The sequence below is a fragment of the Actinoplanes sp. NPDC051537 genome (genome assembly GCF_055586105.1).
This window is the reverse complement of the sequence record NZ_JBVJIU010000001.1, coordinates 727,110-747,039: the sequence shown is the minus strand read 5'-3', so window position 1 is coordinate 747,039 and position 19,930 is coordinate 727,110. Positions and strand designations below refer to the sequence as shown.

At 71.2% G+C, this 19,930-nt stretch carries 20 protein-coding genes; 8 read left to right on the top strand and 12 right to left on the bottom strand.

The features are described from left to right. Positions 1-4: 4 nt before the first annotated feature. Positions 5-367 carry a hypothetical protein gene (locus ACZ6TB_RS03560; protein ID WP_465550123.1) on the bottom strand — a complete coding sequence of 121 codons (363 nt, stop codon included), beginning with the start codon at positions 365-367 and terminating at the stop codon, positions 5-7. Between the two features lie 64 nt (positions 368-431). On the opposite strand from ACZ6TB_RS03560, the gene ACZ6TB_RS03555 reads away from it, so the two are divergent. Together ACZ6TB_RS03555 and ACZ6TB_RS03550 are read left to right on the top strand one after the other, a co-directional pair. Next, complete coding sequence (locus ACZ6TB_RS03555; protein ID WP_465550121.1) at positions 432-1,301, top strand: intradiol ring-cleavage dioxygenase; 870 nt, start codon at positions 432-434, stop codon at positions 1,299-1,301. Then, complete coding sequence (locus tag ACZ6TB_RS03550; RefSeq protein ID WP_465550119.1) at positions 1,298-2,344, top strand: maleylacetate reductase; 1,047 nt, start codon at positions 1,298-1,300, stop codon at positions 2,342-2,344. The genes ACZ6TB_RS03555 and ACZ6TB_RS03550 overlap by 4 nt, the downstream gene beginning before the upstream one ends. Positions 2,345-2,409: 65 nt before the next feature. Here the strand turns inward: ACZ6TB_RS03550 and ACZ6TB_RS03545 are convergent, their stop codons facing one another. From ACZ6TB_RS03545 to ACZ6TB_RS03530, 4 genes are all read right to left on the bottom strand, one after another. Continuing rightward, a complete protein-coding gene (locus tag ACZ6TB_RS03545) occupies positions 2,410-3,045 on the bottom strand; it encodes a TetR/AcrR family transcriptional regulator (RefSeq protein WP_465550117.1) in 636 nt (211 codons plus the stop codon). 92 nt (positions 3,046-3,137) lie between these two features. Then, positions 3,138-4,799 carry a glycoside hydrolase family 43 protein gene (locus ACZ6TB_RS03540; protein WP_465550115.1) on the bottom strand — a complete coding sequence of 554 codons (1,662 nt, stop codon included), beginning with the start codon at positions 4,797-4,799 and terminating at the stop codon, positions 3,138-3,140. Positions 4,800-4,840: 41 nt separating this feature from the next. Then, the gene (locus ACZ6TB_RS03535) at positions 4,841-5,632 is read right to left on the bottom strand and encodes an SGNH/GDSL hydrolase family protein (protein ID WP_465550113.1); all 792 of its coding nucleotides are present in this window, start codon (positions 5,630-5,632) and stop codon (positions 4,841-4,843) included. Positions 5,633-5,704: 72 nt separating this feature from the next. Then, on the bottom strand, positions 5,705-7,333 hold the full coding sequence (locus ACZ6TB_RS03530; protein ID WP_465550111.1) for a sugar transferase: 1,629 nt from the start codon (positions 7,331-7,333) through the stop codon (positions 5,705-5,707). A 291-nt stretch (positions 7,334-7,624) separates the two neighbouring features. Between ACZ6TB_RS03530 and ACZ6TB_RS03525 the strand changes: the two genes are divergently transcribed. Both ACZ6TB_RS03525 and ACZ6TB_RS03520 read left to right on the top strand, forming a co-directional pair. Continuing rightward, complete coding sequence (locus ACZ6TB_RS03525; protein WP_465550110.1) at positions 7,625-8,716, top strand: LCP family protein; 1,092 nt, start codon at positions 7,625-7,627, stop codon at positions 8,714-8,716. Between the two features lie 103 nt (positions 8,717-8,819). Then, positions 8,820-9,257: a VOC family protein gene (locus ACZ6TB_RS03520; RefSeq protein ID WP_465550108.1), complete on the top strand. Its 438-nt coding sequence runs from the start codon at positions 8,820-8,822 to the stop codon at positions 9,255-9,257. On the opposite strand, the gene ACZ6TB_RS03515 is transcribed toward ACZ6TB_RS03520, so the two are convergent. From ACZ6TB_RS03515 to ACZ6TB_RS03490, 6 genes are all read right to left on the bottom strand, one after another. Next, positions 9,254-9,640: a hypothetical protein gene (locus tag ACZ6TB_RS03515; protein ID WP_465550106.1), complete on the bottom strand. Its 387-nt coding sequence runs from the start codon at positions 9,638-9,640 to the stop codon at positions 9,254-9,256. The two genes, ACZ6TB_RS03520 and ACZ6TB_RS03515, sit on opposite strands and share 4 nt — an antisense overlap. A 114-nt stretch (positions 9,641-9,754) precedes the next feature. Next, a complete protein-coding gene (locus tag ACZ6TB_RS03510) occupies positions 9,755-10,558 on the bottom strand; it encodes a maleylpyruvate isomerase family mycothiol-dependent enzyme (RefSeq protein ID WP_465550104.1) in 804 nt (267 codons plus the stop codon). 1,439 nt (positions 10,559-11,997) lie between these two features. After that, positions 11,998-12,687: a hypothetical protein gene (locus tag ACZ6TB_RS03505; protein ID WP_465550102.1), complete on the bottom strand. Its 690-nt coding sequence runs from the start codon at positions 12,685-12,687 to the stop codon at positions 11,998-12,000. A gap of 369 nt (positions 12,688-13,056) precedes the next feature. After that, complete coding sequence (locus ACZ6TB_RS03500; RefSeq protein ID WP_465550100.1) at positions 13,057-14,250, bottom strand: serine hydrolase domain-containing protein; 1,194 nt, start codon at positions 14,248-14,250, stop codon at positions 13,057-13,059. Between the two features lie 2 nt (positions 14,251-14,252). Next, a complete protein-coding gene (locus ACZ6TB_RS03495) occupies positions 14,253-15,140 on the bottom strand; it encodes a hypothetical protein (RefSeq protein ID WP_465550098.1) in 888 nt (295 codons plus the stop codon). A gap of 151 nt (positions 15,141-15,291) precedes the next feature. Further along, positions 15,292-15,486 (bottom strand): hypothetical protein, encoded by a 195-nt coding sequence (locus ACZ6TB_RS03490; protein WP_465550096.1) that lies wholly within the window; start codon positions 15,484-15,486, stop codon positions 15,292-15,294. Positions 15,487-15,572: 86 nt separating this feature from the next. On the opposite strand from ACZ6TB_RS03490, the gene ACZ6TB_RS03485 reads away from it, so the two are divergent. Together ACZ6TB_RS03485 and ACZ6TB_RS03480 are read left to right on the top strand one after the other, a co-directional pair. Further along, on the top strand, positions 15,573-16,016 hold the full coding sequence (locus ACZ6TB_RS03485) for a MarR family winged helix-turn-helix transcriptional regulator (RefSeq protein WP_465550094.1): 444 nt from the start codon (positions 15,573-15,575) through the stop codon (positions 16,014-16,016). A gap of 2 nt (positions 16,017-16,018) precedes the next feature. Then, positions 16,019-17,131: an endonuclease/exonuclease/phosphatase family protein gene (locus ACZ6TB_RS03480; protein ID WP_465550093.1), complete on the top strand. Its 1,113-nt coding sequence runs from the start codon at positions 16,019-16,021 to the stop codon at positions 17,129-17,131. Positions 17,132-17,196: 65 nt separating this feature from the next. Here ACZ6TB_RS03480 and ACZ6TB_RS03475 read toward each other — a convergent pair whose 3' ends face one another. After that, the gene (locus ACZ6TB_RS03475; RefSeq protein ID WP_465550091.1) at positions 17,197-18,342 is read right to left on the bottom strand and encodes a glycoside hydrolase family 53 protein; all 1,146 of its coding nucleotides are present in this window, start codon (positions 18,340-18,342) and stop codon (positions 17,197-17,199) included. Between the two features lie 77 nt (positions 18,343-18,419). Between ACZ6TB_RS03475 and ACZ6TB_RS03470 the strand changes: the two genes are divergently transcribed. Further along, positions 18,420-19,511 carry a LacI family DNA-binding transcriptional regulator gene (locus tag ACZ6TB_RS03470; RefSeq protein ID WP_465550089.1) on the top strand — a complete coding sequence of 364 codons (1,092 nt, stop codon included), beginning with the start codon at positions 18,420-18,422 and terminating at the stop codon, positions 19,509-19,511. A gap of 89 nt (positions 19,512-19,600) precedes the next feature. After that, entirely contained in the window at positions 19,601-19,927 is a 327-nt protein-coding gene (locus ACZ6TB_RS03465; RefSeq protein ID WP_465550087.1) for a hypothetical protein, read from the top strand. Positions 19,928-19,930: the final 3 nt, after the last annotated feature.

Sequence of the window (19,930 nt, the reverse complement as noted above, 5' to 3'; positions counted from 1 at the left end):
TTGTCTATTGCGGACGGTCGGCGGCGTCGCGCCGCACGAGCAGGATGTACTCGACGACCAGGGTGACGACGGTCAGCGCCAGCGCGACGCCGAGCGCCAGGAGAGCGCTCGCGCCGAACCACGCGGTCGCCGCCGACGGGGAGTCGACGCTGCCGGCCCAGCGTTGCACGGCGCTGCCCGGGCAGGATCCCGAGCAGGGGTCGCCGGCCGAGGAGAAGGCCGCCACCAGGGCCAGGATGACGGCGCCCAGGCAGGCGGCCGGGGCCCACAGCGCGAACCACAGCCGGAACCGGCGGGTGCCGCGCCACCACGAGAGCGACCAGATCGTGACGAGCGCGAGCGGCAGGGGCCAGAGTCCGGGGTTCACCGGCGTCACGGTAACCCGCGGGATCTACGGTGAGGGGGAGCGCAACGTGGCCGGAGGTGTCGGGATGGGTACGGGTCTGCTGTTCACCGAGGAAGGGTCGGCGGAGGTGGTGGCGGCGAGCTTCGCCGGGACGCCGGACACGCGGCTCCGGACGGTGCTGACGAAACTGGTCGAGCACCTGCACGCGTTCGTCAAGGAGGTCGAGCTCACCGAGGACGAGTGGGCCGCCGCGATCGACTTCCTCACCCGCACCGGGCAGAAGAGCGACGCGGCGCGGCAGGAGTTCATCCTGCTCTCCGACGTGCTGGGCGTGTCGATGCTGGTCGAGACGATCAACCACCGAGCCGGGGGTACGGCGACCGAGTCGACCGTGCTCGGACCCTTCCACGTGGTCGAGTCGCCGCCGCGGGAGCTGGGCGACGACGTGGCGCTCGACGGCAAGGGGACGCCCTGCCTCGTCGAGGGCCGGGTGACCGGCGCCGGGGGCGAGCCGATCGCGGGCGCGCAGGTCGACATCTGGCAGGCGAACGAGGACGGCTTCTACGACGTGCAGCAGCCGGGCATCCAGCCGCCGCTCAACCTGCGCGGGCTGTTCACGACCGACGACGACGGGCGCTACTGGTTCCGGTCGGTCGTGCCGCGGTACTACCCGATCCCGGACGACGGGCCGGTCGGCCGGCTGCTCGCGGCGACGGGGCGGCACCCGTACCGGCCCGCGCATCTGCATTTCATCGTGTCGGCGCCCGGATATCGCCCGGTGACCACGCACGTCTTCGTCGCCGACAGTCCCTACCTCGACTCCGACGCGGTCTTCGGCGTCAAGGAGAGCCTGATCCGCGAGGTGCCCGAGGTGGATGATCCGGCGCGGGCCGCGCGGCTGGGCCTGCCGAATCCGTTCCGTACGCTGACCTTCGACCTGGTCCTGCGCCGGTGACCCGGGAGTTCGGGTACCAGGCGCTGCCGATGCGGGTGACGTTCGGCCCCGGCAACATCCAGAGGATTCCGGATGAGGTGGGTGCGCTGGGGCTCGGCCGGGTGCTCGTGTTGTGCGGGCCGCGCCAGGAGCACGTCGCCAAGCGGGTCGCCGCGGCGCTGGGCGCCCGCTGCGCCGGCATCCTGGCCGGGGCGACGATGCACGTCCCGGTCGAGGTCGCGCACGAGGCCCGGGACGTGGCGCGCGAGCTGGGCGCGGACGGGTGCGTGGCGGTCGGCGGCGGCTCGGCGATCGGGCTGGGCAAGGCGGTCGCCCTCGAGCACGGCCTGCCGGTCATCGCGGTGCCCACGACGTACGCCGGCTCCGAGATGACCCCGGTCTGGGGCCTGACCGAGAACGGCGTGAAGCGCACCGGCCGCGATCCCCGGGTGCTGCCGGTCAGCGTGGTCTACGACCCCGAGCTCACCCTGGCGCTGCCGGCCGGGCTTTCGGTGACGAGCGGCATCAACGCGATCGCCCATGCGGCGGAGGGCCTGTACGCCCCGGACCGCTCACCGATCATCGAGCTGATGGCGGAGGAGGGCGTACGCGCGATGGCCGCCGCCCTGCCCGCGGTGGTCGCCCACCCCGCCGGCGTCGAGGCGCGCGCCGAGGCCCAGTACGCGGCCTGGCTCTGCGGCGCGGTGCTCGGCGCCACCACGATGGGGTTGCACCACAAGCTGTGCCACGCCCTCGGCGGCGCCCTCAACCTGCCGCACGCCGAGACCCACACGGTGGTGTTGCCGCACGTGCTCGCCTACAACGCCCCGGCCGGGTCGGAGCGGCTCGCCCGGGCCCTGGAGACCGGGACGCCCGCCGTCGCCTTGCGCGATCTCGCGGCCGGGCTCGGCGCGCCCACCTCGTTGCGCGAGCTCGGCATGGCCGAGGGCGACATCGAGCGGGTGAGCGACCTCGTCACGGCGGTGACGTTCCCGAACCCTCGTCCCGTCACCCGGGAAGGGGTCACCACCCTGCTGCGCGCCGCGTGGGCGGGCGCGCTCTGAGCGGGTCGGGCCGGCGTCCGTCGGGCCGGCGTCCGTCGGGCCGGCGTCCGTCGGGCCGGCGTCCGTCAGGCCGGCGTCCGGCGGATGCCGTCGATGATGGCGGCGAACGCCCACCTCTGACGGTCCGGGCCGGAACCGGAGAACAGTTCCGCGCGGGCCCGGTCGACGTTCGGGAAGTCGGCCGCGCTCGCCTCCCGCACCGCCTCGCGCTGCTGGTGGTCGTCCTCGGCCTCGGCCGCGCCGTGCTCGGCGGCCGACGCGGTCGCGGCCTGGAGCAGCAGGTCGACGCCCCACGCGGCCTGCCGCAGCGGGACCCCGCTCTCGTGCAGCAGGCCGAGCAGCGTGTCGATCAGGCGCACGTAGTTCGGCCCCGCCGGCCGGAGCACCAGCACCGAGCGGGCGAGGCTGGGATAGTCGCGCAGCAGCAGCGTGTAGGCGCCGAGCAGCTCTATCGCATCATTTCCAGAAATGTCGGGTAAGAGCTCGTCGAGCAGCGCGCCGTGCAGCTCGGCCGTGTTCGCGACGTAGACGTAGAGCGACGCCGGGCCGGTGTCGAGCTCGGCCGCCACCCGCCGCATGGTGACCTTCTCGAGGCCCTCCTCGCGCATGATCCGCAGCGCCACGGCGACCACGCCCGCCCGGCTCAGCGGCGGTTTGGCCGGCCGGTCGCGGCGGCTGACGGGGTCGCGGCGAGGACTCATCGGGCGATCGTAACGAACGTGTTCGGCGACCGGTTCCAGGCCCGATTTAATGCCCGGGCCGGGCGCGCCCCGCCCAGCCCGGGCACCCCTCTTCACCCGGAGGTCTGATAGGTGGCGCGGTCGAACTCGGCGTAGCCGCCCTCGGCGCCGAGGTCCTGCACCCACAGCCCGACGAACGCGCCGGTGAAGCCCCATGCCTCGGGCTCGCCCGCCACCACCTTCGCAGCGTATTCGTCGGACAGCGTGGTCGCATCGAACGCGGGGCCGGCATCACGCCACTGGGGCGCGGCGGCGTCGGGCTCCGTCGTGTACGCGAAAGTCAGTGACTCCCCGTCAAGCCGCAACCGGAGGCCGATCCGATCGATTCCGGTCAGGTCGACCCGGACGCCGTCGACGATCCGCACCTTGCCGCTGTCGCAGGCGAGCAGGCCGAGCACCCGCGTGCCGTCGTCCTCGGCCGTCACGTTCAGGAAGTACCAGTTCTTGGTGTTGTAGTAAGCGGTGATTCCGGCGAGCTGCCGATAGTTGCGCGGGGCGAACTCCATCACCGTCTCGAAGTCGCAGCGGCGGGCCACCACGCGCCGCGCCACCAGGCTCGGCCGGTGCCGGCTCATCGGGGACTGGCCGCCGGTGATGCGCAGGAACGAGGGGCGGCTGGTCAGGTCGACCCAGTCGGGCGTCGCCGGGCGCCGCAGCGTGGACCAGTTGACGCCCAGCTCCGCGCCGTCGAAGTCGTCGGCCTCGCTCTCCTCGGAGGAGGCCGGGCGCACGTCGGGGACGGTCACGCCGAGCGGGGCCGGCACCGAGTCGGCCGGGATGCCGCCGGCGATCCGCGGCCAGCCGTCCTCGGTCCAGGTGACCTCCTGGATCGCCGACTCGCGGCCGAGCACGCAGCGGCCGAGCGTGGAGTAGGGCCGGCCGACGAGGTGCGCGAGGTACCACTGGCCGGCCGGGGTCTCGACCAGGCTGCCGTGGCCGGCCTTCTGCAGGGCGAGCTCGGGGTGGCCGTTCGAGGTCAGGAGCGGGCCGGCCGGATCCGCCTCGTACGGGCCGAGGATGTCCCGCGACCGGGCGACGGTGACCTGGTGCGCCCAGCTCGTGCCGCCCTCGGCGGTGACCAGGTAGTACCAGTCGTCCTTGCGGTACAGGTTGGGGGCCTCGGTGACCTCGGCCGCGGTGCCCTTGAAGATCATGTGCTCGCCGCCGGTCAGCCGCCGGGCCTCGCGGTCGTAGCGCTGGATCGAGATGCCGGCGAACCGGTTGTTGCCGGGCCGGGCGTCGGCGACCATCGAGAGCATCCAGGTCGAGCCGTCCTCGTCGTGGAACAGCGAGGCGTCGAAGCCGCGGCCGTGCAGCACCACCGGGTCGGACCAGGGGCCGGCCAGGCTCGGGGCGGTGACCACGTAGTTCTGCGGGTCCCAGTAACCGCCGGCGAACGTGGCGACGTCGGTGTAGAGCAGGTGGAACAGGCCGTGCGCGTAGGTCAGGCTGGGCGCCCAGACCCCGCCCGAGTCGGCGGCGCCGGTGAGGTCGAGCAGGCGCTTCTCGCCGAGCGCGCCGCCCAGCGGCTGCCAGTCGACCAGGTTGGTGGAGTGGTGCAGCCGCACGCCCGGGTACCACTCGAAGGTCGACGTGGCGATGTAGTAGTCCGAGCCCACGCGCAGGATCGACGGGTCGGGGTGGAAGCCGGCGAGCACCGGGTTCTGGATCGCGCGCCCGGTCAGGGTCGCGGTCGTGGCCTCGGTGCTTGTCATGCGTACCCCTAAAATTGTCCCGGAGCGTAAGTTCCGTGACTCTATCGCAAGTTCCGAATCTCCGGTGCGGCAATTTCCGGCGGCCGCCGGCGCAGCTCGTCGAGCACCATCCGGGCGAGCGTGGGGAAGAGGTCGGTCGAACGGCGCAGCAGCCATTTGTTGCCCTGGGTCGCCATCCACCACACCCGCTGGCCCGTCGTCGGCTCCGGGTACGTGGCCGCGAGCCCGGGCAGCGCCGCCACCGGGTGCCCCGCCTCGCGCAACGCGACCGCGAACCGGTACGCCAGCAGCCGGTGCCCGCGCTCGCTCGGGTGCAGCCGGTCGACGCTCCAGTTGTTCCGGTGATAGACGGTCGCGTCCTCGGGGACGCCGGCCAGGTTCACGTGGATCGTCCCGTACTCGGCGGCGATCCGGTCGAGCACCTCGTTGAGCGCCGCCATCCGCCGCCCGAGCGGGCGCGCGATCGCCCCGGGCAGGCCGAACATCCGGCCCGGGTCGGGCAGCCGGGCGGTCAGCACCGTGGCGCCGCTCCCGCGCAGCTGCGCCACCGTCGAGGTGAGCGTCCGGCCCAGCGCGTCGGCGTCGAAGTCGCCGCGCAGCGTGTCGTTCATGCCCACCACCACCGACGCGAGGGTGGGCCGCAGCTCGAGCGCGGCCGGCAGCTGCCGCTCGGCGACGTCGCCGATCCGGGCCCCGCTGACCGCCAGATTGTGGAAGGCGACCGGCTCGATGGCGTCGCTCAGGATGGCGGCCCAGCCGCGCCGGCCGCCGCCCGGCACGGGATCGCCGTACCCGCTGGTGACCGAGTCGCCCAGCGCCGCGAATCTGATCATGCCCCCACGGTGACGGGGGTAGATATGCGCCCGGTCACGGATCCGTGACCGGGCGGCGAAGAGCTAGGTAAATCAACGCCCTCCGGCTCGGAACACCTCTCCGACCGTACGGAGGATGACCTTGACGTCGAGCCAGAGCGACCAGTTCTCGATGTAGTAGTTGTCGAACCGGGCGCGGTCGGAGATCGGGGTGTCGCCGCGCAGGCCACTCACCTGGGCCAAACCGGTCAGGCCCACCGGCACGCGGTGACGCATCGCGTACTCCGGGTAGTCGACCGAGAAGCGGTCCACGAAGTACGGCCGCTCGGGGCGGGGGCCGACCACCGTCATGTCGCCGCGCAGGATGTTCCACAGCTGGGGCAGCTCGTCCAGCGACGTGCGCCGCATGAACTTGCCGAACGGGCCGACCCGCGGGTCGTGGCCGATGTTCCAGTTGGTCTGCGACTCGTTGTCGTTGGCCGGCCGCATCGAGCGGAACTTCAGCACGTTGAACGGCTTGCCGAACTGGCCGATCCGCTGCTGCTTGAAGATGATGCCCTTGCCGCCCTCGAGCCGCGTGCCGACCGCGCAGAACAGCAGGATCGGGCTGAGCAGCAGCAGGGCGATCGAGGAGAAGAGGACGTCGGCGGTGCGCTTGACCGCCCACTTCGGGCCGGAGAGCGTCGGCTGGCGCAGCGGCACGACCGGGATCGCGCCGATGTGGTCGGGGGAGCCGACCGAGCCGGGGAACTCGCGCAGCCGCGGGACCATCCAGAGGTCGGTCTTGACCATGCCGGGGGCGCGGACGGCGCGCAGCAGCCGGTTCTCCGGGCAGTCGATGTCGGCGATGATGACGACGTCGCACTCGGTGTAGCGGACCAGCTCCTCCAGCTGCTCGAGCTCGCCCACGTACGGCTGGCTCTCGCGCTTGTCGTGCGCCGTCGAGGGCACGTCGACGAAGCCGGCGAAGCGCAGGCCGTACTGCGGGTAGCGGCGCAGCAGCCGGGCCAGCTCGATGGCGATCGGGCCGCCGCCCACGATGATCGCGCTGTGTTCGACGATCCGCCGCCGGCGGGCCATCAGCACCGCCGCCCGGCTGATCGCGCGGGCCGGGAGCAGCAGCAGCGCCGAGATGGCGGCCAGCTGCAGGAAGCCGCTGACGTAGTTGACCGAGTCGTGCCGGCCGGCCACCACGATCGCGATGATCGCGGTCGCCGCCAGGAACCGGAAGTAGATGGTCGGCAGCTCGTCGAGCACGCTCAGGTGCCGCCGGGCCCGGTAGAGGCCGCCGATCGCGAACGCGCCCACCGTCAGCAGGGCCAGCGTGACGCTGCCCTTCCAGTACTGCTGGCTCCACGCGATCGGCGCCAGCAGTGCGGCCAGGTCGATCGGCAGCGCCAGCATCCAGGCCCGCAACGGGCGGGTGCGCTTGGCCTTCTCCGACGGGATGTACGGCAGCACCACCGTCGAGCGTGCCGTGCCGTCGATGATCAGCCGCTCGGTCGGCGGCTCGTCCTTGCGCGCGGCGTTCTCGGGCTTGCGCGGCCGCGGGATGATCGTCTCGGCCGGCGGGTCGATCGGGTCCTCACCGGCCGGTTGCCACCAGTCGAACACCTCATACTGCACGTCGTCGCGGCCGTTCGGCCCGCCGTTGACGGACCGCAGGCCACCGATCGACATCTCCGGGGAATGCCCCGGGAGCGCCGGACCTGTCTGCACCATCAGCTTCCCCCGTGTACGAAAGCGGTTCATGTACCGCGATCGAGCGGGAATGTTAAAGGTTGCTGTGGATCCGCACCACCCGGTGAGTGACGATCGATGCGATAGTGGTCGATGTTGGCTTTGTCCCGATTCCCGCGCCTTGCGGTATTGGTACTGCGGCCAATCGGCGTCAATCCCGACTAATCGGTGCGACGCCCGATGCCAATGTAATTGGTCACATCTTCACGTTCTGCGACTTCGTGGCCGTTCATGGGACCGTGCGGACTTGCGCCCGTCAGTACGATCTCTCGCATGCCGACCCGACAGCCGATGTACAACAGCGACGCCACCGAAGTGATCGGCCTCGGCGACGACCAGTACCCCCCGGCCGAACAGCCGAAACGCAAGCGGAACAAGAAAAAGATCATCCTGATCTGCGTGCTCGTCCCGCTGATCCTGGTGGGTGTCGGTCTCATCGCCGGTGGCCTCTACCTGCGCAACGTCGAGGGCAAGGTCCAGCGCGTCGACGCGTTCTCGGAGGTGCCCGAGGCCAGCCGCCCGCAGAAGGACGCGGCCGCCGGTGGCGCGATCAACTTCCTGCTGTTGGGCAGCGACACCCGCGACCCGGAGAACCTGGGCGGGTCCCGCAGCGACACGATCATCGTGATGCACCTGGACAAGAAGCAGCAGTCCGCGCAGCTGATCTCGATTCCCCGGGACACCTGGGTCTACATCCCCAAGTCGGCCAACGGCCAGCACGGCGACACCAAATCGAAGATCAACGCGGCGTACGCGTGGGGTGGCCCCGCCCTCATGGTCCAGACGGTGGAGAAGTACACCGGCGTCCGCATCGACCACGTGGCGCTCGTCGACTTCGCCGGCTTCAAGGAGATCGTCGACGCGCTCGGTGGCGTGACCGTCAACGTCGAGGCGACGTTCACCTCGACCCACTCGCTGAACCCGGACGGCAAGCGGCACTTCGAGAAGGGCCCGCAGGTCCTGGACGGCCCCGCCGCCCTCGACTACGCCCGCGAGCGCTACTCGTTCAAGGACGGCGACTTCGCCCGCATCCGCCACCAGCAGGACGTGATCAAGGCGATCCTCGACAAGGCCGCGTCGGGCGGCACCCTGTCGAGCCCCAGCAAGATCAACGCGTTCCTCAACGCCACGACCAACACGGTGAGCGTCGACAAGGACCTCAACATGCTGTCGATGGCGACCCAGCTGCGGCACCTGCGCTCGGGCAACCTGAACTTCTACACCAGCCCCAGCAAGGGCACCGGCATGATCGGCAACCAGAGCGTGGTCCTGCCGGACGAGACCAAGGCCAAGGCCCTGTTCGACGCGGTGCGCACCGACAACACCGCGGAGATCGAGCAGCTCGGCGCCGCCAGCAAGAAGTAACGCCACTCGCTGCCGTCGGCCAGGGTCCCCCGGACCCTGGCCGACGTCGTTCCCAGGGACGATCCCTGGGGCGGTGACCCGGCGCATGCGCGACCGTGGACCCATGACCGTCATGCAGCTCGAAGTTGTCATCATCCCGGTGTCGGACGTCGACCGGGCCACCGAGTTCTACCTCCGCGTCGGCTGGCGTCAGGACAAGACGCCGCCCGGGATCGTCCAGTTCACCCCGCAGGGCTCGGCCTGTTCCGTCCAGTTCGGCCCCGCCCTCAGCACCGGCCGCCCCGGCACCGCGCGCCAGTACCTGGTGGTACGCGACATCGAAGCCACCCGCAACGAGCTGGTCGGCGCCGGCATCGACGTCGAGGAGATCTACCACCGCACGCTCGACGGCCCGGTCAAGGGCGTCGACCCGGAGCGGCGCAGCTACGTCTCGCGGGCCACCTTCGCCGACCCCGACGGCAACCAGTGGCTGCTCCAGGAGGTCACCACCCGGCTGCCCGGGCGCGTCGACCCCGGTCAGGACTCGCAGCTGCCGGCCTAGGCCGGTTCCACTCTCACCCGTACGGTCACCACGCGCGAGGTCCGGTCGGTGACCAGGGTGAGCGTCGCCGACCGGGCCGATCCCGCCGGCGTGTGCCGCCCCACCAGCAGGCGGTCCTCGCCGGCGGCCGGGGCCTCGCCCAGCGGCCCGCACAGCGACTCCCAGGCCGTCGGCGGCATCGTGCCCGGCTCGGTCAGGTCGAGCAACGCGATGCCCGTGCCCTCATCGGCCGGCCACCAGTCGAAACCGGCCAGCCACCCGAACACCGTCGGGTGCACGTGCGCCGGATCGATCTCCTTGTCACCGACGGTCCCGATCCGGGCCGGGTCGTCGGCGCACAACGCGGCGATCAGCTCGGCCCATTCGTCGTCCCAGCTCGTCACGGCGTCCTCCCCGCCACCTAGTGGGTCAGCTCGTCGAGGCGCCGCTCGGCCCGGCGCATGCACTTGGCACACGCTATCCCGGCCGCTCGACCTGGGTCGATGTCGGAAATCAGCTCACAGCCACCGGGGGAGTACCGGTTGCGCTTTCAGCGTGGTCTCTCTACCGGCCAGGTACGCCGCCAGCTCGCCCAGCGGCCCCACCAGCTCGGTGGTCTCGGCCCCCGGAATCTCCCACCGCCCCGGGTGGTCCTCGGCCACGATCACGAGGCCCAGCTTCTCGCCCGCCCGCTTGGCCACGATGTCGTCGATCAGCGATGCCAGGAAGTCCGCCGGCAGATCGGCGAACCCGACCCCCGTGCCCAGGTCGACCGCGTGCACCATCACCTCGCGGGTCCGCATCCAGGGGATCTCCTCCCCGGTCACGGCGCGGCCCTGAGCCGTACGCACCGGATTGCCCCACTGCTCGCCGGTGAGCCCCGCGAGCGTCGCATCGAGCGCCACGGCCGTCTCCACCACCCGGTCCCGCAGCTCGCCCGCCGCCAGCCGCGAGCCGGCCTCGATGTCGGAGTCCCGCTGCCCGGCCGACGAGTACATCGGCGTCTCGACCCCCGTACGGGCCCAGTTGGCCAGGTTCATGAGAGCCTCGGCATTGAGCGCAAGGTGCGCGACAAGATGCTTGCCGGTCCAGTCGGGCAGCGCGCAGGGCCCGTCCAGCTGGTGGTCGGAGGCCATCTCCAGAGCGCCGAGCAGAAGGGTGGTGCCCTCGGCCATCCACCGCAGACTGTCGGCCCGGCTGCGACTCGACCGCCACTCCGGCGCCGGCCGGGTTTCGCTCCCGGCCGTCTGGCTCCCGGCCGTCTGGCTCCCGGCCGTCTGGCTCCCGGCCGTCTCGCTCCCGGCCGTCTCGTTCTCGCTCACGACTCACCGCCTCGCGTCGGCTCCGATGCGTCCGCCCTGCCGGCACGCTACCGCGCGGCCCACGCCGTTTTCCACAACGGCGGGTTTTCCACAGGCGTGGCGCCTCTTCAGCGCAGCCGCCCGACTTTCCACCACAATGTTCAGCGGGGCCTCCCAAGGGCCGGAGCAAAGTCGTTTGACCTTGTGCTTGTGCCGACCGGTGCCGACGCTTCCCGGCCGGCGCCACCGGTTTCCCCGCCGCCGCCCAGATGTTCCTGATCCGCCGCGAGGTCCACGACCCGCATGGCCGCCGGATCGACCCGCGCATCGCGCCCGGCCTCACCAGCCTGAGCAGCGCCACAGCCCCGATTCACCGGCTCCGTCCGTATCCGCTGGAATGCGGCCGGTGCCATTTCGAGCCGCCACATAAGCCCCACCCCGCCGAATCCAGGCCGCTGCTCATTCCTGGCCGCTTCTCATTTCTGGTAGCCCCACAATTGACAGCCACACAATTGACAGCCCCACCATTGCGGACGCGTATTATCCTGGCACGCACCGAGCATCGCCGAATTTTGCCCGTACCCGCGGAAGCCCAGGACCAGTTCCGATCAGCCACGAGGTCTTTGACGACCGCCGAGCAGGCCGCCACCTGACTTCGCCCCATTTCGACGATGCCCGCCACCGCCCGCTGCCCGACACGACGCCGCCCGAGCGCAGGCGGCACCGCCCACTGTTCGGCACGACGCCGCTCGCCCTGGCACTCCCCGGCCTGACGCCCGACCGGCAGCTGCTCGGTCGGGCGCTGCTCGGTCGGGCGCCGCTCAACCGGGTGCTCGCCTTCCGACCGGCCGGCCGGACACGGCCCGACCCGTGGCCGCGCACGAACCAGCCGCTCGGCATGCCGCCTAACCAACCCCCAAGCACGACGCCGCTCGTGCACCCGCCGAAACTCGTCAGCCTCCGGTGAATAGCGCCGAGACGCATTACGGTCACGCATTCCAGCTAATTGCGCTGCCGTGAACAACTGCATCTGCCGCATACCCACATTGTCCCGGAAAACATGCCGGCCACATCAGTACTCGATCATGCCAAATTCACCGGAATGCACAGCCGCCGCCGGCCCGCCCGGCCAAATACACATTCCCCGCCCGCATGGTGGTGACCGGTCGTGCCCGAGACCGGAGGGCGTTTCGCCGGGCCGGGCCGGGCCGCGGCGGCGGCGGGAACGGCGGCGTGCGGCGACAGGGCCGGAGTCGACGGTGGTCTGCCCGACCCCTTCGGCCGCACCTCGGGCGATCAGCCGGCCTTCGGGTCGGCCCGCCCGGATCGGCTCACCGGGTCGGGGACACGATCGGCTGGACAACCCGGCTGCGGCCGGTGGGCCCGGTCGACGAGGGCTGGGCGCACTCCGGCAACCGGGTCGCACCTCGGTCACCGCTGCGGGGCGGCCTGGCGGGCGGTCAGAGGGATCGGTCGAGCTTGCGGATGGCGGCGGTGGTGATGGCGTTGAGGTCGCGCTGGTCCCGGGGGCCTGAGTTGATCAGGATGATGGTTACCGCTACGCCGCGGCGGGCTACCGAGATCAGGCGGCCCTGGATCACCAGGTTGGTGGCGGCGGGGCGGACCGCGAAGCGGATGCCCGAGGAGGCGTCGCCGATGTGGGGGACTCGCATCGGGTACAGCTTCAGCTGCGACTGCATGGCGGTGCCGGCGCCGTCGTTGAAGGAGCGGCACAGGTGCGGGGCGGCGGCGATGCCGGCGACGATGGCCCGGGCGGTTCGCGGGCCGGTGGCGGAGAGGGTCTCGAAGAGCATCGGGCCGGGGATGCCGCGGAGGAACACGGCCTGGGCGGTGGGCGTGTGGCGCTGGGAGCTGACCTTGTGGTCGCAGATGTTGGTGTCGCTGCTCAGATCCGAGACCGCGGACATGTAGCCGCTGTTCGACGGGGCGTAGCCGCGCGGCAGGTCGGCCGAGCCGAGCAGGGCGTCGCGGAGCTGCTCGGGGCCGGGGGCCGGCGCGGCCAGCAGGGCGGCGGGCGCGCCGGGGGCGACGGGAACGAGGGCGGCGTTCGCGCGCGCGGGGGCGATCAGGGAGATCCCGGCCATCAGCGCGGCGGCGGAGACGACCGTTTTATTCCGAAACCTCAGCATTTGGTCACGTTAACCCGGGGGCGCGCGCGAATTGTGGAGATCACGTTCGTGGGCACGCCCGGGTGAACGCCAAAGCGTCAAAGCGGGTGCGGCCCAGGTGACCGCACCCGCAATCCGGCCGCAAGCCGGAAGATCGAGGGAGCGGCGGCCTCCGGTCCACGACAAATCGGAGGCCGCCGCTCGTACCATCGCCGCCCTCCCCGAGGTGGCGACGGCATCCCACGCGGGGGGTCGTCGCGTGGGATACCGTCGGCCGGTGATCGTGGGGATGGGCTGCTCCGCCGGAGCGATGCGCCGCCTTTTCTCCCTTCCTCGGGCGGGTGTCAGGCATGGTGGAACCCCGGCGGACAACTGTGGAGGTGTGCTGACTCAGCGGGTGCAGGCGAAATGGTCGGCGATCCGGCGCAGCGCGGTGATGGTCTCGCGGTCGCGGCTCTCGTCGTCCTGAGTGGGCCAGGCGCTGCACTTGACGATCACGATGTCGGCCGACGGGTCGACGTAGAGGTACTGCCCGTGGACGCCGAGCGCGGTGAAGGCGTCGAAGCACGCGCTGCCGAGCGTCCACCACTGGTTGCTGTAGCCGTAGTGCCCGTAGCCGCTGGGGCCGAGCGCACCGACCGCGAGCTGGGGCATCTCACTGCCGCGGCTGCGGCGTACCCACTCCCGGGGAACCACCTGCCGGCCGCCGGCGACGCCGTCGTTGATCATCAGCAGGCCGATGCGGGCGACGTCACGCGGGGTGGCGTTGAGCGAGCCGCCGCCGATCGCGGTGCGCGGGCGGCCGCGGGTGAGCCAGTAGTAGGCGTCGCGCTCGGCGCCAAGGTGGCGCCACAGGCGGTCCGACAGGTACGACGCGATGCTCATCTCGGTGGCGGCCTCGAGCACCCATCCGAGTACCTGCGTGTCGAAGGTGGAGTAGTTGAACCGCTCGCCGCCCGGCGCAGTACGCGGGGCCTGACGCACGACCTCGAGGACACTTCCGCCTCCCATGGTGGCCTGCTCGAACCGCTTGATGCCGCTGTCCGGCACGTCCCACACCTCGAGGTCGCCGACCCCGCTGGTCATGGTGAGCAACTCGGCGACGGTCGTGTCCTCGTACGCCGTGCCGACGAAGTCCTTCCGGTAGTCGACCACGCGGTCGTAGATGTCGCCGATCGCGCCCTCGGCCAGCGCGATGCCGACGAGCAGCGAGGTCACCGACTTCGAGACGGAGAAGAGCTGCATCCTCGTACGCGGTCCGGAGAACACGCCCGGGTAGTACTCGTGGATGATCCGGCCGCGGTGCAGCACCAGGAACGCCGTCGTGTTCGTGCTGCGGTGCAGCTGGTCCAGCGTGCGGTCGCGGCCCTCGAAGCGGTACGTCAGGTCGAGGTGGTGCGGGTCGTAGGGGAGTGGCTCGCGCCGGCCGTGCCGGGCGACCCGCTCGGTCGGCATCAGCCAGTTCATGTGGGTGAAGGTCCACTCGTTGAACGGCCGCCGCATGAGCAGGTCACCCTGGCGTTCCCACCAGGAGGGGGGTTTGGCCGCGCGGGGAAACGCGGGCCTCTCAGTGGTGCTGGTCATTGTTACTCCCCGTGCTCGGTCGGTGGCGTTGTGCTCTCGAACAGTTCACGAAGAGGCGGGCCTTCCGGTTCATCGGCCCGTTCGAGGTAGCTGTTCATCATGCCGAGAATCGCCATGCCGACCAGGTTCTCGCTGTCGCCGTCACCCAGGATGCCGGCGGCCGGATCGCCCATGTGGCGGATCGTGAAGCCCTCGATGATCGCGGCCAGGATGTTGGTGAACTGCTCCAGGGTGATGCCCTTGCGCAAGCGGAGCCCGCGGGAGGCGATCGTCTGCTCGTAGACCTTGGCCCACGGCTCGAGCGCGCCGGCGTAGTTGCTCGCGATCGTCTCGTGGATGCCGTCGTTGCGGTCGGCCGTCGCGCAGACGATCAGCTGGAGCCGGAACAGCGGCATCCGGCACACCGCGAGGATCTCGTGGTACGCGGCCCGGTCCACGGCGCCGACGAAGTTCTCGTCGGTCGCCAGCCAGTCGCCCCGGGTCTCCAGCTCGGCACCGTACTGGGGGTCGTAGTTCATGGCGTGGAACAGGAACGAGAGCAGATCGTTCAGGTAGTCGTCGTGGCTGGCCCAGGTCGAGCGGTAGGGGCCGGTGCCGCGCTGGCGCAGGAACGGCGGCTCGAGGTCGGCCACCTCGCGGGATAGTGCACGCTCCGACAAGAAGTGCAAACCCGACCAGTACTCTTTCCGGCCGTCGCTGCGCGGGGTGCTCGCGGCGGGCGCGCCGAGGTGCCGCTCGACGAGATTTGCTCCCGCTTTGAGGTACGAAGCGACTTTCAACGAGTTCACCAAGGCGGCGCGGGTCGACTCCCGCACACCCTTGACCCGGGTGACGATGCCGGAAAAGTCCTGGCTGTAGGGGTAAGGCAGGTCTTTCTTGCCGTACGTCATGACCTGATTGTTGTCCGAATCCCGGACAACTCAAGTGCGCACGTGCGTAGTACTCGGAGGCTAGTCCTCTGCAATATCCAAATGGCGTCAGTGACTATTCGTGACGGACTAATTGCTCTCCGAAATCATCGTACCCCTGGCCAGGCACTTCTCAGTGATTCTGAGGGCGGCGGAGCTCGCGCTGCTCCCGGGTGAAGCGCTTGCGGTTGGCGATGTCGCGCTTCCACTGCTCGCGGGAGCTCTGGTCGCAGCCCTGCACGGCGCCCTTGGTCTGGGCGGGGCCGATCAGCGAGCGGAAGAACCAGTCGTCGAAGTTCCGGTGCCACCACTGCTTGAAGCCGTCCATCGCTGCCTCCCGATCATCACCTTGTACACCAACTGTTGGTGTACAAACTATCGGTAGGATGGGGTTGATCTGAAGGGAGGCGGCCGATGAGTGACGCGCTCGACATCGCGGATCCGCTCGCGCTCGAGGAGCAGGTCTGCTTCGCGCTGTCGGTGGCCGCGCGCGGGGTGGTGGCCGTCTATCGCCCGCTGCTCGAGCCGATGGGCCTGACCCATCCGCAGTACCTGGTGATGCTCGCCCTCTGGCAGCACGCGCCGCTGTCCGTGCGCCGGCTCAGCGAGCTGCTCCAGCTCGACCCGGGCACGCTGTCGCCGCTGCTCAAGCGGCTCGAGGCGATCGGCTACCTGCGGCGCGAGCGCAAGCCCGGCGACGAGCGGAGCCTGGCGATCACGCTGACCGCCCCGGGGCGGGCGCTGCGGGCCGAGGCCGAGAAGATCCCGCCGGCCGTGGTGCAGCGGCTGGGCATGCCGATCGAGGAGCTGCGGCAGCTGCACGCGGCGCTCACCCGCGTGATCGCCGCGGCCCGCTGAGGATGCGGATCGCCGCGTTCAACGTCGAGAACCTCTTCAACCGCGCCCGGGCGCTCGATCAGCGGAGCTGGTCGCTGGGGCGGCCGGTGCTCGAGGCGTACCAGCGGATCTGCTCCTTGCTGGAAGAGCCGTTGTATTCCGACCCGGTCAAGCGGGAGATCCTGCGCGAGCTGGGGCGGCTCGGGCTGCGCAACGGCGACACCGCCAAGTTCGCCCGGCTGCGGCAGAACCGCGGACGGCTGCTGCGGCGCTCGCGGGACGGGCAGGTGCGGGTGATCGCCGAGGGGCGCGCGGACTGGATCGGCTGGGTCGAGCTGACCACCGACCGCTGCGACGAGCTCGCCCTCGAGCACACCGCCCGGGTGCTGCGCGACGTCGGCGCGGACATCGTCGGGGTGATCGAGGCGGAGAGCCGGTTCGCGCTCAAGCGGTTCGCCGACGCGGGCGTGGTCGTCGAGGGGAGACCGCTCTACCCGTACGTGATGGTGGTCGACGGCAACGACGAACGCGGGATCGACGTGGGCGTGCTGGCCGCGACCGGTTTCCCGCTGGTCGGCCAGCGCACCCACGTCGACGACGCCGACCACGTGGGACGCGTCTTCAGCCGGGACTGCGCCGAGTACCACTTCCGCACTCCCGCCGGCGCCCGGGTCGCGGTGCTGGTCAACCACTTCAAGAGCAAGGGGTACGGCGGGAAGGTCGCCTCCGACGCGATCCGCCGCCGCCAGGCCGAGCGGGTGGCGTCGATCTACCGGGGGCTGGTCGACGAGGGTGTCGCGCACGTGGCGGTGGTCGGCGACCTGAACGACACCCCCGACAGCGAGCCGCTCGAGCCGCTGCTCACCGGAACCGACCTGCGCGACATCTCGGCGCATCCGGCCTTCGAGGACAACGGACGACCCGGGACGTACGGCTATTGCACCGCCCGCAACAAGCTGGATTACGTGTTGCTGTCGCCCGCGATGTTCGCCGCCGCCCGCGGTGGCGGCATCTTCCGGCAGGGCGTGTGGGGCGGCAGGCGGGGCACGCTGTGGCCGATCTACCCGACCATGACGGCGGCCGTGCACGCCGGCTCCGACCATGCCGCCATCTACGCCGACATCGACCTTCCTTAGCCTTTCGTTTCTGGAGACGGTCCGCCTGGGCGAAGCCAGGCGAACTCCCTGGCCGGCGGGCCGGGTCACGGCCTTCGGTAAGCCCGTATCGATGGCAGCGCGCGGCCGGTGAAGTCGAACTGGGTCAGGTTGTCGTTCGACGCCTCGGCGCCCGGCTGCCAGCCGACCCCGGGCACCCACTCCGGCTCCCAGGCCATGAAGCCGAGTCCCCGTCCGTCCGGCACCCGCGACAGCACACCCCGGACGCCCTCGTAGAAGGCAGCCTGACCGGCCGGCGTCGCCGGATATTGCGCGACGTCCGGCAGGTACGCGTCGGGGCCGACGATGTTGCCGCGACCGTCACCGTCCTCGAAGGTCCACGGGTACGCCACCTCCGCCAGCAGCACGGGCTTGTCGTAACGGGCCACCGAGTCGACCAGGTTGGCCTCGAGCTCGGCGATCGAGCCGTGCCACATCGGGTAGTAGGACTGGCCGATGATGTCGTACGGGACGCCGTAGCTCGTGATGTTGTCGAAGAACCAGCGGGTGTCGCCCATCTTCCCGCCCTTGTCGATGTGCAGCATCGTCTTGAGGCGGTGGCTGCCGCAGCCCTCGAGCGCGCCCTCGGTGCCGGCCTTGAGCAGGTCGGTGAAGGCCTGCCACTGCTGCGTCCCGTCGGGGAGGTAGAGCTGCCCGGCCGGCCACAGGATCCCGTTGGTGACCTCGTTGCCGATCTGGATGATGTCCACCGGCGTGCCCTGGGCGGCGAAGTCGCGTACCAGGGAATGGGTGTAGCTCTTGATCTTCTTGAGCAGGCTCGGCAGGTCGGTGGGCCAGCTCGCCGGGATCGGCTGCTTGCCGGGGTCGGCCCAGAAGTCGCTGTAGTGCGGGTCGAGCAGGATCTTCAGGCCGGCCCGATGGGCCCGTCGCGCGAGGGCGAGGGCGCGCGCCTTGTCGCTGTAGCCGGGCGGCGGGTCGATCCAGACGCGCAGGCGCAGGTGGGTGGCGCCTTCCCGAGCCAGGATCTGCTCGGCCGGGCGGACCTTGCCGGCCAGGTCGCGGAAGCGGACGCCGGCCTCCTCGAGCTGGGGGAGGAACGACATGTCGGCGCCGCGGACGCTGAGCGTCGTGCTGGTTCTCGGGGCCGCTGTCGCCGCCGTGGGGACGACGGTGGACAGGGCTATTCCGCCGGCCCCGGCGAGCAGGCCGCGGCGGCTGATGGTGGGTGGCATCGAAGTCCTCCGGTGGGTCGGAGCTTGTGAGCGCTCACGGTTCTCTGCCGTAGGGTGAATGTCAAGGGAGGGCTATCGTGCACAGGCTCCCGATCCGGAAGGACACCGATGTGACGGCGGACGACGCGCCGGTCCACCCCAAGTCGCGCGGCGCGGCCCGCCGGGCGCAGCGGCGCGGGCCGACCATGGAGGACGTGGCCGAGCTGGCCGGCGTCTCCCGGGGCACGGTGTCGCGCGTGCTCAACGGGGCGAACCACGTGAGCCCGGCGGCGCTCGAGGCGGTCCGGCGGGCGATGGAACACACCGGGTACGTGGTGAACCAGAGCGCCCGGAGCCTGGTGACCCGCAGCTCCGGGGCCATCGCGTTCGTGCTGTCCGAGCCGCCGGACCGGCTGTTCGAGGACCCGGTGCTGGGGTCGCTGCTGCGCTCGTGCACTTCACTGCTGGGCGAGCAGGGCCGCAGCCTGATGCTCATGCTCGCGGGCACGCCGGCCGAGCGCGAGCGGGTGCTGGTCTTCGCCCGCGCCGGCCACGTCGACGGGGTGCTGCTCGTGTCGATGCACGGCGGCGACCCGCTGGCGGCCGAGCTGCTCGGCACCGGGGTGCCGGTCGTCGTGTGCGGGCGGCCGCCGTCCGACGGACCGTCCATGCCGTACGTGGCCGCCGACGACCGCGGGGGAGCGCGCCTGATGACGCAGTACCTGCTGGACCGCGGCGCCCGCCGGCTCGCCACCGTGGCCGGGCCGCCCGACACACCCGGCGGCGCCGAGCGTCTGGCCGGCTTCCGCGACGTGCTGGGCCGGCGCGCGTCCGGCCGGGTGGTGGCCCGCGCGAGCGAGTACACGATCGCCGCCGGCCGCTCGGCGATGGAGCAGCTGCTGGCCGCGTACCCCGAGCTGGACGCCGTCTTCGTGGCGTCCGACCTGCTGGCCGCGGGCGCGCTGCAGGCGCTGGCCGCGGCCGGCCGCCGCGTCCCCGCCGACGTGCTGGTCGGCGGCTTCGACGACTCGGCGATCGCGGCCGCGACCACGCCGCCGCTGACCACCGTGCGCCAGCCGCTCGGCCAGGTCGCCGCCGAGCTGGTCGAGGTGCTGCTCCACCTCGCGGCCGGGCGCGCCGCCTCGTCCCGCGTCCTGCCGACCACGCTGGTCCGCCGCGACTCGGCCTGAGGCGGTCCCGTCGTCCTGCCCGCACGCCCGCTGTGAGCGCTCACGGCCAGGTCCTTGAGCTCGCGATCCCGGCGAGTAGGGTGCAGATCATGAGCGACGACACCAGCACCACCACGGAGGAGTCAGGCGACGCCGTCCTCGCCCGCGTCACTCCGGGCATGGCCGTTCTCGACGTCGACGGCGAGCAGGCCGGCACGGTCGGCGGCGTCCAGTTCGCGGGCACCGAGGTCCTGCCCGAGGCGCCCCTCGGCATCGCGGAGGACCTGGTCAGCACCGGCTACGTGCTCATCGACGGCGCCGGGCACCTGGCCAACGACGCCTACGCCGGCGGCGACCAGATCGAGGACGTGTCCGACGTGGTCACCCTGAACGTGCGCCGCCTGGACCTGGTGCGGGTCGAGTCCACGACGGCCTGATCC